Source organism: Kribbella sp. NPDC056345 (genome assembly GCF_042262745.1).
GTDB lineage: Bacteria > Actinomycetota > Actinomycetes > Propionibacteriales > Kribbellaceae > Kribbella.
On record NZ_JBHJQQ010000005.1, the window covers coordinates 61,707 to 76,514 of the forward strand.

Sequence of the window (14,808 nt, forward strand, 5' to 3'; positions counted from 1 at the left end):
AGCGCCGCCGGCGTGACGGAGAAGACCAGCCCCAAGCTTGAATGGACCGAGCTCGACAAGCGCGCGGTCGACACCGTGCGGGTCCTCGCGATGGACGCCGTGGAGAAGGTCGGCAACGGCCACCCCGGTACGGCGATGAGCCTGGCGCCGGCGGCCTACCTGCTGTTCCAGAAGGTGATGCGGCACAACCCCGCGGACCCGCACTGGGCCGGACGCGACCGCTTCGTACTGTCGGCCGGGCACTCCAGCCTGACCCTCTACATCCAGCTCTACCTGGCCGGTTTCGGCCTGGAGCTCGACGACCTGAAGGCGCTGCGCACCTGGGGCAGCAAGACCCCGGGCCACCCGGAGTACCGGCACACCCCCGGCGTCGAGACCACCACCGGCCCGCTCGGTCAGGGTGTCGGCAACGCGGTCGGGATGGCGATGGCGGCCCGCCGTGAGCGCGGCCTGTTCGACCGCGAGAGCGCCAAGGGCGAGAGCCTGTTCGACCACCACATCTACGTGATCGCCTCCGACGGTGACCTGGAGGAGGGCGTCTCGTCCGAGGCGTCATCGCTGGCCGGTCACCAGCAGCTGGGCAACCTGACGGTGATCTGGGACGACAACGAGATCTCCATCGAGGACGACACCAACATCGCGTTCTCCGAGGATGTCGCGGCCCGCTACGCGGCGTACGGCTGGGACGTCCGCACGGTCGACTGGACCAACGGCGGCACCGGCTACGACGAAGACGTCCAGGCCCTGTACGACGCGATCGAGGCCGGCAACGCGGTCACGGACAAGCCGAGCTTCATCCGGCTGCGCACGATCATCGGCTGGCCGTCGGCGACCAAGAAGGGCACCGGCAAGGTGCACGGCAACGCCCTCGGCGCCGAGGAGGTCGCGGCCACGAAGGAGATCCTCGGCTGGGACCCGGAGCAGAGCTTCCAGGTCGCCGACGACGTCATCGCGCACACCCGCCAGGCGATCGAGCGCGGCCAGGCCCTCCAGGACGCCTGGAACGCCGAGTTCGAGAAGTGGAAGGCTGCCTCCGCGGAGCAGTTCCAGCTGTTCGACCGGCTGAGCCGGCGGGAGCTGCCGGCCGGCTGGAAGGACGCCCTGCCGAGCTGGGACGCCGACGCCAAGGGCGTCGCGACCCGCGCCGCGTCCGGCGAGGTCCTGACCAAGCTCGCACCGGAGCTCCCGGAGCTGTGGGGCGGCTCAGCCGACCTGGCCGGTTCGAACAACACGACCCCGAAGGGTCAGCCGTCGTTCATCCCCGCGGTGCACTCGACCGAAGCCTTCCAGGGCGACGAGTACGGCCGCGTCCTGCACTTCGGCATCCGTGAGCACGGCATGGGCGCGATCCTGAACGGCATCGCCCAGCACGGCGGCACCCGTCCGTACGGCGGCACGTTCCTGGTCTTCTCCGACTACATGCGTCCGTCCGTCCGGCTGGCCGCGTTGATGAAGCTGCCGGTCACCTATGTCTGGACGCACGACTCGATCGGCCTCGGCGAGGACGGCCCGACGCACCAGCCGATCGAGCACCTGTCGGCACTGCGCGCGATCCCGGGCCTGGACGTCGTCCGCCCCGGTGACGCCAACGAGACGGCCGCCGCATGGGCGACCATCCTCGAGCACACCGACCGCCCGGCGGCCCTCGCGCTGACCCGGCAGAACGTGCCGACCTTCCCGCGTGGCACCGACGGCTACGCCACCACGGAGAACGTCAAGAAGGGTGCCTACACGCTGCTCGACACCGACGGCACGCCGGACGTCGTACTGATCGGCACCGGTTCGGAGCTGCAGATCGCCGTCGAGGCCCGCGCCAAGCTGGCCGAGGAGGGCATCAACGCCCGGGTCGTGTCGATGGTGTCGCGCGAGTGGTTCGACGAGCAGGACGACGCGTACCGCGAGAGCGTCATCCCGGCCGACGTCCGGGCCCGCGTCTCGGTCGAGGCCGGGATCGCGCAGAGCTGGCACGCCATCGTCGGCGACGCCGGCCGCAGCGTCAGCATCGAGCACTACGGCGCGTCCGCCGCCTACCAGACCCTGTACGACGAGTTCGGCATCACGACCGAGGCTGTCGTCCAGGCGGCCAAGGACAGCATCGCCACGGCAGCCGGTATCTCCGGTCCCGGCGTACCGCCGAAGCGTGCGTCGTCCGGTCCGGTCGGCCCGGCCGACGCCGCCTGATCAACCTCACAACAGAAGATTCCGGAAGAAGGCATCGGACAATGAACGATCGCTTGAAAGCACTCGCCGACGCGGGTGTCTCCATCTGGCTCGACGACCTGTCCCGTGAGCGCCTGAACAGCGGCAGCCTGCGGGCCCTGATCGAGGACAAGCACGTCGTCGGTGTGACGACGAACCCGACCATCTTCGCCAAGGCCATCTCGGACGCCGACGCGTACGCCGAGACCGTGGGCAAGCTCGCCGCCCAGGGTGTCTCGACGGACGAGGCAATCCGGGTGATCACCACCACCGACGTCCGTGACGCCGCTGATCTGTTCAAGCCGATCTACGACGACACCGACGGCCAGGACGGCCGGGTCTCGATCGAGGTCGAGCCGGGTCTGGCCCGCGACACCGCGGGCACGATCGAGCAGGCCAAGCAGCTCTGGGAGATCGTCGGCCGCGAGAACGTCTTCGTGAAGATCCCCGCCACCAAGGAGGGCCTGCCCGCGATCACCGCGACGCTGGCCGCCGGGATCAGCGTGAACGTGACGCTGATCTTCTCCCTCGAGCGCTACAAGGCGGTCGCGGACGCGTTCCTGTCCGGCCTCGAGCAGGCAATCGAGAACGGTCACGACGTGACCAAGCTGGCCAGCGTGGCGTCGTTCTTCGTCAGCCGGGTGGACACCGAGATCGACAAGCGGCTCGACGCCATCGGCACCGACGAGGCGAAGGCGCTCAAGGGCAAGGCCGCGGTCGCCAACGCGCGGCTCGCCTTCGAGGCGTACGAGGAGATCTTCTCCAGCGACCGCTGGCGCGAGATCGAGTCCGCCGGCGCCAAGCCGCAGCGTCCGCTGTGGGCGTCCACCGGCGTCAAGGACCCGTCGTACTCCCCCACTCTGTACGTCGACAGCCTGGTCACCAACGGTGTGGTCAACACGATGCCCGAGGCAACCATCAAGGCGGTCGAGGAGCACAGCGAGGTCACCGGTGACACCGTGCGTGGCGACTACGCCGGCGACCGCAAGGTGATCGACGACCTGGAGAAGCTGGGCGTCTCGTACGACGAGGTCGTGCAGATCCTCGAGGACGAGGGTGTCGCGAAGTTCGACGCTTCCTGGTCGGAGCTGCAGGACACCGTCACCGCAGCGTTGAAGGGTGCGGCCAAGTGACTGCTGTAACCACACACAACGGCGACTGGTCGGCTGTCGTCGGCAAGCTCGTCGAGGAGAAGATCGCCTCCCGGATCGCCGCGAAGGACGCGACGATCTGGGGTCCGGACGCCGAGTCCGAGGCCTCGATCCGGCTCGGCTGGGTGGACCTGCACGAGACCTCGCGGCCGTTGCTGGTCGAGATCGAGGCCCTGCACGCCGCGTTGCGGGCCGAGGGCATCGATCGCGTCGTCCTGTCCGGTATGGGCGGTTCGTCGCTGGCACCCGAGGTGATCACCCGTACGGCGGGGGTCGACCTCGTCGTCCTGGACTCGACCGACCCGAGTGTCGTTGCTCGTGCGCTGGCCGGTGACCTGTCGAAGACGGTCGTCGTGGTGTCCAGCAAGTCCGGCGGCACGGTCGAGACCGACAGCCACCGCCGTACATTCGTGAAGGCCTTCACCGAGGCCGGGATCGACGCGGCGTCGCGGATCGTGGTCGTCACGGACCCGGGTTCGCCGTTCGAGAAGCTGGCAGCCGACGAGGGATACCGCAAGACATTCCTCGCCGACCCGAATGTCGGCGGTCGCTACAGCGCGCTGACCGCGTTCGGTCTGGTGCCGTCCGGTCTCGCCGGTGCGGACATCGCCGAGCTGCTGGAGCAGGCCGCCGAGGCGGCACCGGCTCTGCAGGCGGACTCGACCGACAACCCGGCCCTGTGGCTGGGTGCTGTGCTCGCAGCCTCCGAGGGTCGCGACAAGGCGATCATCACGGCTGACGGGTCCGACATCGTCGGCTTCCCGGACTGGGCGGAGCAGTTGATTGCCGAGAGCACCGGCAAGCTCGGGACCGGCGTACTGCCGGTTGCGGTTGAGCTCGGTGCGCCGGAGCTGACCAGCGAGGCGTCCGACCTGACCAACGCGCTACTGGCAAGCAAGCCGACCAGCGGTGTGCCGAGGGCACTCACGTCGGGTTCGCTCGGCGGGCAGTTCCTGCTCTGGGAGGTGGCGACGGTTGTCGCCGGCTACCTGTTGGGGATCGACCCGTTCGACCAGCCGGACGTCGAGAGCGCGAAGCAGGCAACGCGCGGTCTGCTCGACGCGCAGCCCGAGCCGGAGGCTGCGGCCTTCACCGACGGCGCTGTCGAGGTGCGTGGTTCCGAGGGTCTGCTGGACGGCGTCGACTCGCTTCAAGGCGCGGTCGACGCGCTGCTGGGTCAGCTCGACGAGGTTGGGTACGTGGCTGTCATGGCCTACCTGGACTCGGAACGGGACGCTGACCTGATCGGCGTCCGGCCGGCGATCGCGAGCAAGACCGGTCGCCCGGTCACCTTCGGGTGGGGACCGCGGTTCCTGCACTCGACCGGCCAGTACCACAAGGGCGGTCACCCCGAGGGCGTGTTCCTGCAGATCACGGCGGCACACCCGGCCGACGTGGAGATCCCGGATCGGCCGTTCACCTTCGGTACGTTGATCTCGGCCCAAGCGGCCGGTGACGCGAACGTTCTCGCCGAGCGCGGCCGCCCGGTGCTGCGACTCCACCTCACCGATCCGGCGAGCGGCGTACAGCAACTGCTTTCTCTGTTCACGAAGTAAGCACTCAGGAGGATTGCGGCTGATGACCGCTGAGCTCGACGAAGGGCCGGTCGGCCCGGTGAACCCGTTGCGGGATCCCCAGGACCGGCGGCTCCCGCGGATCGCCGGGCCGTGCAGCCTGGTGATCTTCGGTGTCACCGGCGACCTGGCGCGGAAGAAGCTGATGCCGGCGGTCTACGACCTGGCGAACCGGGGGCTGCTGCCCCCGGGGTTCGCGCTGGTCGGGTTCGCCCGGCGGGACTTCACCAACCAGGACTTCGCGCAGATCGTGCACGACTCGGTGAAGGAGCACGCGCGGACGCCGTTCCGCGAGGAGGTCTGGCAGCAGCTTGCCGAGGGCTTCCGGTTCGTGCCCGGTGATCTCACCGACGACGAGGCGTTCAAGCGGCTGCGCGAGACCGTCGACGAGCTGGACATCAGCCGCGGCACCGGTGGCAACCACGCGTTCTACCTGTCCATCCCGCCGGGTCTGTTCCCACAGGTCGTGCAGCAGTTGTCCGAGCACGGCCTGACCGAGGAGAAGCCGGGTTCGTGGCGGCGGGTCGTCATCGAGAAGCCGTTCGGTCACGACCTGCGGAGCGCTCGTGAGCTGAACCGCGTGGTCGAGTCGGTCTTCCCGCCCGAGGCGGTCTTCCGGATCGACCACTATCTGGGCAAGGAAACCGTCCAGAACATGCTGGCGCTCCGGTTCGCGAACGCGATGTTCGAGCCGGTGTGGAACAGCCACTACGTCGACCACGTCCAGATCACGATGGCCGAGGACATCGGCATCGGCGGCCGGGCCGGGTACTACGACGGTATCGGCGCGGCCCGCGACGTGATCCAGAACCACCTCCTCCAGCTGCTCGCGCTGGTCGCGATGGAGGAGCCGGTCAGCTTCGACGCGTGGTCGCTGCGGCAGGAGAAGAAGAAGGTGCTCGCGGCGGTCAAGCTGCCCGAGCGCCTCGACCTGCACACCGCCCGCGGTCAGTACGCGGCCGGCTGGGCCGGTGGTTCGAAGGTCAAGGGTTACCTCCAGGAAGACGGCATCCCGGCGCACTCCGCGACCGAGACCTTCGCCGCGATGCGGGTCGACGTGGACACCCGGCGCTGGGCCGGCGTCCCGTTCTACCTGCGGACCGGCAAGCGCCTCGGGCGTCGCGTGACCGAGGTCGCGGTGATGTTCAAGCGGGCGCCGCACCTGCCGTTCACCAAGACCGAGACCGAGGAGCTGGGGCAGAACGCCCTGGTCCTGCGGATCCAGCCGGACGAAGGCATCACGATGCGCTTCGGCGCCAAGGTGCCCGGTACGTCGATGGAGATCCGCGACGTGAACATGGACTTCCAGTACGGCGGTTCGTTCACCGAGTCCTCGCCCGAGGCCTACGAGCGGCTGATCCTCGACGTACTGCTCGGTGATCCGCCACTGTTCCCGCAGCACACCGAGGTCGAACTGGGCTGGAAGATCCTCGACCCGGTGATCAACTACTGGGCCGACCACGGCACACCGGAGCAGTACGCCTCCGGCGACTGGGGACCGGACTCGGCGCACGAGATGCTCGCCCGTGACGGACGCGCTTGGAGGCGGCCATGATCATCGACCTCACCGGTACGACGTCGAGCGAGATCGCGTCGGCCCTGCTGAAGGCCCGCCGGAGTGCGGGTTCGCCGGCCATGGGCATGGTCGGAACGATCGTGGTCGTCGTCGACGAGGCGTCCCACCACGACGCCATGAAGGCTGCGAACGAAGCCGGTCGCGAGCACCCGTCCCGGGTCCTGGTCGCGATCCTGCGGCCGGGGCGCGGCGCGTCCAGCCTGGACGCCGAGGTCCGGGTCGGCGAGGGCGTTCCGGGTGAGGCCGTGCTGCTGCGGCTGCACGGCGAGCTGGCTCGGGTTCCCGAGTCGGTCATCACGCCGCTGCTGCTGCCGGACTCCCCCGTCATCGTCTGGTGGCCGGGTGGCGGACCGAAGGTTCCGGCCGAGGACCCGCTGGGTCGCCTGGCCCGCCGCCGGGTCACCGACGCGGCGTCGGGCCGCCGGGGGACGGTCGACTTCACCGTGCGCGCCGAGGGCTACGCGCCTGGGGACACCGACTTCGCGTGGACGCGGCTCACGCCGTGGCGTGCGCTGATGGCGGCGGCTCTGGATCAGTACCCGACGAAGGTGCTGGCGGCCGAGGTCGTGTCGGCCAAGGGCAACCCGTCGGCCGACCTGATGGCGGCGTGGCTGCAGTGCCGGCTGGGCGTTCCGGTCGAGCACAAGAACTCGCGCGGCCCGGGCATCACCGCCGTACGGATGTTCACGTCGTCGGGGCCGATCGCGTTGACGCGGCCGGATGGTTCGGTGGCGACGTTCACGATTCCGGGTGCTCCGGATCGGCCGGTCGCACTCAAGCGCCGTACGCCGTCGGAGCTGTTGAGCGAGGAATTGCGGCGGCTCGACCCGGACGACGTGTACGCGAAGACGCTGGCCTGCATGGTGGAGCGGGAGAACATGCCGGCCTCGGCCAAGACGGTCAGCGATGCGGACCGTCGTTCGACCCAGGCCGCCGTGAGCAAGGCGGCGAAGAAGACCGCTGCAGTCGCAGGCAAGGCCGCCTCGGCCGAGCTGACGGCGAAGGCAGACGGCAAGAAGACGGCTCGTACGACGAAGGCTGGTGCCGCAAAGTCAGGTGCTGCCAAGAAGTCGGCGGCCAAGCGCGCGACCAAGCCGTCGTCCGCGGCTCGGGCCACGTCCGCCCGCTCGACGGCAAAGAAGGCGACCGCGAAGAAGGCGGCCGCGGGCCAGAAGACGGAATCCGGCGCCTACAAGAAGGCAGTCGCGAAGAAGCCGGCCAGCAAGCGCGTGGCGGGACGCTCATGAGTGGGCCGGAGCGGGTGATTGACCCGGAGTTGCTGATTCACCGGGACGCGACTGCTTTGGCACATGCGGTGGCGGCGCGGTTCGTCACCGCGCTGGTCGATGCCCAGAGCAACGGCCGGGTCGCGCAGGTGGTCCTGACCGGTGGTCGGGTGGCGGCTGCTGTCTACCGGGCCGTGGCCGAGTCGCCGGCCAGTGCGACGATCGACTGGCAGCGGGTCGAGTTCTGGTGGGGTGACGAGCGGTTCCTGCCGCCCGGCGACCCTGAGCGCAACGAGACGCAGGCACGCGACGCGTTGCTGTCGCAGGTCGACTTCGATCCGGCCCGCGTGCACCCGATGCCCGCGGACACCGGTCAGACCCCCGAGGCAGCAGCCGAGGCCTACGCGACCGAACTGGCCGCCACGATCTCGGCCCTCAGCGACGTCAAAGGCCGCGCGGTACCCGCCTTCGACGTACTGATGCTGGGCGTCGGCCCCGACGGCCACGTGGCCTCCCTCTTCCCCGGCTACCCCCAACTGGAGGTCACGGACGTCTCCGCCGTAGCCGTCCACGACTCCCCCAAGCCCCCGCCCACCCGGATCTCCCTCACAGTCCCAGCGCTCAACCGCTCCCGCGAGGTCTGGTTCGTGGTCTCCGGCGAGGACAAAGCCTCCGCCGTAGCCGAGGCTCTCACCGAATCCAGCACCCTCCCCGCCTCAGCCCCCAAAGGCCGCAACCGAACCCTCTGGCTCCTCGACAACGACGCCGCCTCCCAAATCCAGTAGCCCTCTTTGATGGGGTTGCGGGGACGCGTCGGGAATTGTCGTTGGGCGGTGGCAGGATGCTTGGCATGACGGGATTTCGCGAGCTGCATGAGGCGGCGACCGGGTTTGTGATGCCTAATGCCTGGGATGCGGGCAGTGCGGTTCTGCTTGCTGCGGCTGGGTTTTCGGCGATCGCGACGACCAGTGCGGGGATCGCGTTCTCGCTGGCCAAGGGTGATCACACGCTGCCCGACGGAGCACCAGGCGTGTCCCGGGAGGACATGTTCGAGCGGATCCAGCAGATCGCCGCGGCGGTCGCCGTACCGGTGAGTGGGGACCTCGAGGATGGGTACGGCGCTGCGCCCGAGCGGGTTGCCGAGACCATCACGCTGGCTCGTGAGGCCGGTTTGGCCGGGGGCAACATCGAGGACTACGACGGCCACGAGCTGTACGACGTGGAGCTGGCCGTCGACCGGATTGCCGCAGCTCGGGAGGCGGCCGGTGCCGACTTCGTCCTGACCGCCCGCACCGACGGGCAGCTCCTCAAGGCCCCTACCTCGCTCACCGACTCCATCGACCGAGCCAACCGCTTCCGCGCAGCCGGCGCCGACTGTCTTTACGTGCCCGGTGTGAACGACCTCGACAGCATCAGCACCATCGTCCGCGAGGTCGACGGCCCGGTGAACGTGGTGATCGGCCTCGGCTCGTCGACGCTGACTGTGTCCGCGCTGCTCGACCTCGGCGTGCAGCGGATCAGCCTCGGTGGCAGCATCGCCCGCGCTGCCCTCGGCTTCATCCGCCGCAGCGCCGAGGAGCTCGCCACCCAAGGCACCATCACGTTCGCCAAGGACCAGATCCCCCAAGCCGAGCTCAACGAACTCTTCGCCCGTTCACGAGACCTGCGGACGGATCCAGCGAGCTGACAGTACGGCGAGTCCGCCGTGCACCAGCGCGATGACGAGCACCGTGAGGTGCAGGCCGAGGACGAAGGCTGCCTTCGCTTCGGTGACCGAGATGCCTGCCTGCACGGTCTCGGTCAGCGTGTTCGCAACACCGGGACCCTGCAGGCGGAAGACGGCTGCCGCAAGTGAGCCGAGCAGCGCGATGCCGAGCGCGTTCCCGAGTTCGTTGCTGGTCTCGGCGATCGCGGCCGCCGAGCCTCCACGCTCGGCGGGGACCGCGGCCACCGCGGTGTCGGCAACCACGCTGAAGGAGATTCCGTAGCCGATTCCGGCGATCACGGTCGAGGCGACGTACCAGCCGATGCCGCCGTCCGCATCGAGGAACAGCAGCAGGAGCAGGCCGACCGCGACAAACCCATGGCACGCGACGAGCGCCGACCGGATGCCGATCCGCGCCACCACGGCCGGGGTGATGATGCAGGTGATGGTCAGCACGACAGCACCCGGTACGGCGAGCAGCGCGGCCTGCCGGACCGGCAGCCCGAGGACCGATTGCAGGTGGATGCCTGCCAGGTAGGCCGTTGCGGACCACGCCGCCAGCGGAACCAACCCGGTGACGATCGCGAGGCTGAAGACCCGATCGCGGAACAGCGTCACGTCGATCAGCGGATACTCCAGCCGCCGCTGACGTCGTACGAACCACGTCAGCGTCAGGAGCCCCGCCGTACCGAGAAAAGCCGGCGTCACAGCGAACCCACCCGCGGCGATCCGCTTCACGGCGTACACGGTCAGCAGCAGGCCGACGGCGGAGGTGAGCACACTCAGTTCGTCGACCGTCCCGGGCCGGACCGCGCGCACCTCCCGCAGCAGGAACGGCGCGAGTCCCAGGAACACCGCGACGACCGGCAGATTGATCAAGAAGACCGAGCCCCACCAGAAGCGATCCAGCAACTGTCCGGCCACGACCGGTCCGATCGCGAACCCCGCGGCGAAGGCGGCCGCGAAGATGCCGATCGCCCGCGACCGCTGGCGAGCGTCGGGGAACAGCTCGCTCAGCACAGCAAGGGCCGACGGCAGCAAGGTCGCCCCCGCGATACCCATCAGTGCCCGCAGCACGATCAGCTGCTCCGGCGTCTGCGCGAGCGCTGCGCCGGCCGAGCTCACCCCGAAGAGTGCAGCACCGGCCATCAGGAGTTTCAGCCGGCCGTACCGGTCGCCGATGCTGCCGAAGGCAACCAGTAGCGAACCGACCGCGAACCCGTACACGTCCAGGATCCACAGCGATTGGTCGGCGGTCGGCCGCAGCTGCGTGGTCAGTTCCGGCATCACCAGGAAGAGGACCGAGCCGTCCATCGCGACCAGGAGCACCGGCGCGAGGATCACCACCAGGCCGAGCCAAGGCCGGCGTACGGGCGTTGCGTTCATGTTCATGCTGTGCAACGCTGCCGCGCCCCCTGGTCGGCAACCAGCCCGGCTCGTGGGTATCCACGACAGGTGCACCCAGCGCCGCGTCCGGCCGCCTACGATCGAAGGATGGAACTCGAGGGACTCGGCACGTTCTTGCGGAACCGGCGGGCGCGGATCACCCCGGCCGAGGTCGGCATGCCGCAGTACGGGCAGCGTCGGGTTCCCGGCCTGCGGCGGGAGGAGCTCGCCCAGCTGGCCGGTGTCAGCCCGGGCTACTACACGCGACTCGAGCAGGGACAGGCTGGTACGGCGTCCAAACAGGTCCTGGACGCACTGTCCCAGGTGCTGCAACTCGACCCGGCCGAGACCGCCCACCTGCACAACCTCGCCCAACGACCAGCCACCACACGTCTCGTCCGCACCCGACCCGAGCGGCCGCACCCCCGGGTCCTCGCCCTGCTCGCCTCCCTCCAGGAATCAACCCCGGCCCTGGTGCTCGGCCGCCGCGGCGACGTCCTGGCCTGGAACCGCATGGGCCACGCCCTGTTCGCCGGGCACTACCCGTACGACGCTCCCGCCGACCCGCGCCGCCGCCCGTCGATCCCCCGCATGTACTTCCTCGACCCACTCAGCCGCGACCTCTACCGCAACTGGGCCGAGAACGCCCGCATCCACGCCGCCTACCTGCGCCTCACCGCCGGCCGCTACCCCACCGACGCCCACCTGGCCGAACTGATCGGCGAACTGGCCATCGGCAGCAACGACTTCGCCAGGATCTGGGCCGACGGCGAGGTCGCCGACTGCACGGTCGGCACCATGCACCTGCAACACCCGACAGTCGGCGCACTCGACGTCGACTACCAGGTGTGGCTCCAGCCCGACAGCCCAGGACACCGCCTGGAGGTCTACACCCCAGGCGATGCCGCGTCGGCTGATGCGCTCCGGCTGCTGAGCTCGGTCTAGGAAGCCCGCCGGCGGGTTAGTCGTCGTACGTGATGTGGAGGCTGGAGCTGTAGGCGGTGGGCATGCCGGGTGGGGCGCCCATGGGGATGCTGGTTGGGGCGACGCTTGGCTCGGGGTAGTCGTGTGAGCCGGCGGGGTCGTCGGAGGTGGCGCCGAGGAGGCGGCGGGTGAGGGCGTCTCGGGAGGAAAGGAGTTCGTCGGCTGCGGTGCGGATGTGGTCGGGGCCGGGGGTGGTGCCGGCTTGGGCGGCCAGGAGGACCGTGCGGCGGACGAGTTCCTTCATGAAGGAGGCGGTGGTGCCTTCGGTGCGGGCGACCACTTCATCGACGATCTCGGTGGACAGGTCGAGAGCGGGACCGTAGAGGCGGAGCAGGCGGGCGCGGCCGTCGGTGTCCGGGAGCGGGACCTCGACGGCCATGTCGACGCGGCCGGGGCGCTGGGCCAGGGCCGGTTCGAGGAGGTCGGCGCGGTTGGTGGTGAGGAGGAAGGCGACGTCGGCGTCCTGGGCCAGGCCGTCCATCTCGTTGAGTACCTGGAACAGGAGCGGGTTCTCCATGCCGCGGGAGTAGTCGCGGGCCTCGGCGACCAGGTCGCAGTCCTCCAGTACGACGAGCGCCGGCTGCAGCATTCGCGCCAGCGCACAGGCCTGCGAGATGAAGTGGATGCTCGTCCCGGCGAGCAGCACCACCGTGAATTCGGGCAGACGGGACAGCAGATAGCGCACGGTGTGCGTCTTACCGGTGCCTGGAGGGCCGTAGAGCAGTACGCCGCGGCGCAGGTGCTGACCAGCCGCCAGCAGGGTCTCGCGGTGGTCCGCGATCCCGACCACCTCACGCTCGACGCGCTCCAGGACGCCATCCGGCATCACCACGTCGTCGCGGGTGATCCCCGGCCGCGGGTGCAGCCGGAACGGTCCGAGGCCCTGCCCGAACTCGCTGCCCTCGAACGAGACCACCTTGCCGCGGAAGACGTTGTGCGTGCGGATCAGCTCGGGCAGTGCGCTCAGGAACCGGTCCCCCGCACCGTCGCCGATGGTCAGGACCTCGAGGTCCACGGTCGATCGCCCGTACTGCGGGTTCGGGGCGCGGAACAGGGCGACGTACCGGTCGTCGCCCTGGACGCCGAGGTAGAAGCCGAAGGCGACGCAGTCCATCTCCTCGTCGATGTCGACCGGGACGCGGACGTAGTCGACGGCACCGATCCCGAAGCGGTCGTAGCGGGCCTGCTCAAGGACCTCGCCGAGCGAGTAGTGGCCGCGGTTCGAACCGGCCAGGCCGACCACCTCGAAGGAGTCGAACCACGCCTCGATCGCCCGCTGCACGTTCGGCAGGTCGTACGGCGCGAAGCTCGACGAGACGACCGGCACCTGCTCGGGTTCGGCCCCCAGGTGCTCCATCAGCTTGTCCCGCAGACCGGGCCGGTTGCTCGCGGGCCCGTTGTGGTTCTGCATCCGCTCCAGGAACCCGGTGAACAGGCGTGCGAACTCGTCGATCTCGTGCTCGTCCGGCATTGCGGCCGTCCCTCCCACTGTCCGTCCACCGACCCGATCCGGAGGGTCCTCCGAAACGCCGGATAGGATCTCTACCATGACAGATTCCGAGTCCACCGACCGTCCGTACGGCGCCTACCCCGTCCGGATCGGTTTCCAGATTCAGCCGCAGCACGCCGAGTACGCCGACATCCGGCGTACCGTCGCCCAGGCGGAGGAGATCGGCGTCGACATCGCCTTCAACTGGGACCATTTCTACCCGCTGTCCGGGGAGCCGGACGGCCTGCACTTCGAGTGCTGGACCATGCTGGCCGCGTGGGCCGAGGCGACCGAACGGGTCGAGATCGGCGCCCTGGTCACCTGCAACTCCTACCGCAACGCCGACCTGCTGGCCGATATGGCCCGCACCGTCGACCACATCAGCGAGGGCCGGCTCATCCTCGGTATCGGCTCGGGCTGGTTCGAGCGGGACTACGACGAGTACGGCTACGAGTTCGGTACGGCGGGCGGCCGCCTGAACGCCCTCGGTGAGGCGCTGCCGCGGATCGAGGCCCGCTGGGCCAAGCTGAACCCGAAGCCGACCCGCGACATCCCGGTCCTGATCGGTGGCGGCGGCGAGAAGAAGACGCTCAAGCTGGTCGCCCAGCACGCCAACATCTGGCACGGCTTCGGTGACGCCGAGACGATCGCGCACAAGCACGCCGTACTGGACGAGCACTGCAAGACGATCGGCCGCGACCCGGGTGAGATCGAGCGCTCGACCGCGGTCGGCGACAAGTCGCCGGAGGAGGTCGGCAAGGGCTTGCTCGACGTCGGCACCCGGCTGTTCACGGTCTCGGCCTCCGGCCCGGACTACGACACCGGCCTGCTCCGCGACTGGGTCGCGTGGCGGGACGAGGTCAACGGCAAGTAGCCCCGGCGCAACGGCGGCGGTCGGCCGGATAGGATTTCCCGCATGGTTTCGAAGTACGAGCGTGGTTCCGTCCGGCCGATCACCCGCTGGGGCACTGACGTGATGCACCACGTCAACCAGCCGGTGACCGACTTCGGTCCCGAGCTGCAGACGCTGGTGGCCGACATGTTCTCGACGATGGATGCGGCCGAGGGCGTCGGCCTGGCCGCCAACCAGGTCGGGGTCGACCTGCAGCTGTTCATCTTCGACTGCCCCGACAAGGACGGGAACCGGGTCGAGGGTGTCGTCTGCAACCCGGTCATCGAGCTCCCCGAGGGCAAGGACCGCCGCCTCGACGAGGGTGACGAGGGCTGCCTGTCACTGCCCGGTGCCTTCACCAAGTGCGCCCGCCCGGACTTCGCGAAGGTGACCGGCGTCGACGAGCACGGTGAGCCCGTGTCGTACGAGGGCACCGGTCTGCTCGCCCGCTGCCTGCAGCACGAGACCGACCACACCCAGGGCACGGTCTTCGGCGACCGGCTCTCCCGCAAGTACCGCAAGCGCCTGTTCAACGAGGCCGAGGAGCTCGCGCCTGACTACCCCGAGGACTGGCCCATCTCTCCGATGGTCGTCCACGAGGACGAAGAGGTCTCCGCCAACTAAGG

Annotated in this window: 12 protein-coding genes; 10 read left to right on the top strand and 2 right to left on the bottom strand. The window is 69.3% G+C overall.

What is annotated here, in order from left to right; genetic code table 11:
- Nucleotides 1-12 precede the first annotated feature (12 nt).
- From tkt to ACFCV3_RS19095, 7 genes are all read left to right on the top strand, one after another.
- Entirely contained in the window at nt 13-2,181 is a 2,169-nt protein-coding gene (gene tkt / locus ACFCV3_RS19065) for a transketolase (protein ID WP_376031462.1), read from the top strand.
- A gap of 41 nt (nt 2,182-2,222) precedes the next feature.
- The gene (gene tal / locus ACFCV3_RS19070) at nt 2,223-3,332 is read left to right on the top strand and encodes a transaldolase (RefSeq protein WP_376031464.1); all 1,110 of its coding nucleotides are present in this window, start codon (nt 2,223-2,225) and stop codon (nt 3,330-3,332) included.
- Entirely contained in the window at nt 3,329-4,906 is a 1,578-nt protein-coding gene (locus ACFCV3_RS19075) for a glucose-6-phosphate isomerase (protein WP_376031466.1), read from the top strand. The genes tal and ACFCV3_RS19075 overlap by 4 nt, the downstream gene beginning before the upstream one ends.
- Before the next feature lie 22 nt (nt 4,907-4,928).
- Nucleotides 4,929-6,479, top strand: a complete 1,551-nt coding sequence (gene zwf / locus ACFCV3_RS19080) for a glucose-6-phosphate dehydrogenase (RefSeq protein ID WP_376031468.1) — start codon at nt 4,929-4,931, stop codon at nt 6,477-6,479.
- Nucleotides 6,476-7,747 carry a glucose-6-phosphate dehydrogenase assembly protein OpcA gene (locus ACFCV3_RS19085; RefSeq protein ID WP_376031470.1) on the top strand — a complete coding sequence of 424 codons (1,272 nt, stop codon included), beginning with the start codon at nt 6,476-6,478 and terminating at the stop codon, nt 7,745-7,747. Before zwf ends, ACFCV3_RS19085 begins: the two co-directional genes overlap by 4 nt.
- Nucleotides 7,744-8,511 carry a 6-phosphogluconolactonase gene (gene pgl, locus ACFCV3_RS19090; RefSeq protein ID WP_376031472.1) on the top strand — a complete coding sequence of 256 codons (768 nt, stop codon included), beginning with the start codon at nt 7,744-7,746 and terminating at the stop codon, nt 8,509-8,511. The genes ACFCV3_RS19085 and pgl overlap by 4 nt, the downstream gene beginning before the upstream one ends.
- Nucleotides 8,512-8,576: 65 nt before the next feature.
- Nucleotides 8,577-9,413, top strand: coding sequence for an isocitrate lyase/phosphoenolpyruvate mutase family protein (locus ACFCV3_RS19095; protein ID WP_376031474.1), 837 nt, complete (start codon nt 8,577-8,579; stop codon nt 9,411-9,413).
- On the opposite strand, the gene ACFCV3_RS19100 is transcribed toward ACFCV3_RS19095, so the two are convergent.
- Nucleotides 9,381-10,817 (bottom strand): MFS transporter, encoded by a 1,437-nt coding sequence (locus tag ACFCV3_RS19100; protein WP_376031476.1) that lies wholly within the window; start codon nt 10,815-10,817, stop codon nt 9,381-9,383. The two genes, ACFCV3_RS19095 and ACFCV3_RS19100, sit on opposite strands and share 33 nt — an antisense overlap.
- A 108-nt stretch (nt 10,818-10,925) precedes the next feature.
- Here ACFCV3_RS19100 and ACFCV3_RS19105 point away from each other — a divergent pair, with 108 nt between their 5' ends.
- The gene (locus ACFCV3_RS19105; protein WP_376031478.1) at nt 10,926-11,762 is read left to right on the top strand and encodes a helix-turn-helix transcriptional regulator; all 837 of its coding nucleotides are present in this window, start codon (nt 10,926-10,928) and stop codon (nt 11,760-11,762) included.
- 16 nt (nt 11,763-11,778) lie between these two features.
- On the opposite strand, the gene ACFCV3_RS19110 is transcribed toward ACFCV3_RS19105, so the two are convergent.
- Nucleotides 11,779-13,272 (bottom strand): AAA family ATPase, encoded by a 1,494-nt coding sequence (locus ACFCV3_RS19110; RefSeq protein WP_376031480.1) that lies wholly within the window; start codon nt 13,270-13,272, stop codon nt 11,779-11,781.
- 76 nt (nt 13,273-13,348) lie between these two features.
- On the opposite strand from ACFCV3_RS19110, the gene ACFCV3_RS19115 reads away from it, so the two are divergent.
- Both ACFCV3_RS19115 and def read left to right on the top strand, forming a co-directional pair.
- Nucleotides 13,349-14,164, top strand: a complete 816-nt coding sequence (locus ACFCV3_RS19115) for an LLM class F420-dependent oxidoreductase (protein WP_376031482.1) — start codon at nt 13,349-13,351, stop codon at nt 14,162-14,164.
- 42 nt (nt 14,165-14,206) lie between these two features.
- The gene (gene def, locus ACFCV3_RS19120; RefSeq protein ID WP_376031484.1) at nt 14,207-14,806 is read left to right on the top strand and encodes a peptide deformylase; all 600 of its coding nucleotides are present in this window, start codon (nt 14,207-14,209) and stop codon (nt 14,804-14,806) included.
- Nucleotides 14,807-14,808: the final 2 nt, after the last annotated feature.

Coding starts and splice junctions, on each gene's coding strand:
- pgl (WP_376031472.1), top strand. CDS start 7,744: ATGAGTGGGCCGGAGCGGGTGATTGACCCGGAGTTGCTGATTCACCGG.
- ACFCV3_RS19100 (WP_376031476.1), bottom strand. CDS start 10,817: ATGAACGCAACGCCCGTACGCCGGCCTTGGCTCGGCCTGGTGGTGATC.
- def (WP_376031484.1), top strand. CDS start 14,207: ATGGTTTCGAAGTACGAGCGTGGTTCCGTCCGGCCGATCACCCGCTGG.
- ACFCV3_RS19105 (WP_376031478.1), top strand. CDS start 10,926: ATGGAACTCGAGGGACTCGGCACGTTCTTGCGGAACCGGCGGGCGCGG.
- ACFCV3_RS19115 (WP_376031482.1), top strand. CDS start 13,349: ATGACAGATTCCGAGTCCACCGACCGTCCGTACGGCGCCTACCCCGTC.
- ACFCV3_RS19095 (WP_376031474.1), top strand. CDS start 8,577: ATGACGGGATTTCGCGAGCTGCATGAGGCGGCGACCGGGTTTGTGATG.
- ACFCV3_RS19085 (WP_376031470.1), top strand. CDS start 6,476: ATGATCATCGACCTCACCGGTACGACGTCGAGCGAGATCGCGTCGGCC.
- ACFCV3_RS19110 (WP_376031480.1), bottom strand. CDS start 13,272: ATGCCGGACGAGCACGAGATCGACGAGTTCGCACGCCTGTTCACCGGG.
- tal (WP_376031464.1), top strand. CDS start 2,223: ATGAACGATCGCTTGAAAGCACTCGCCGACGCGGGTGTCTCCATCTGG.
- zwf (WP_376031468.1), top strand. CDS start 4,929: ATGACCGCTGAGCTCGACGAAGGGCCGGTCGGCCCGGTGAACCCGTTG.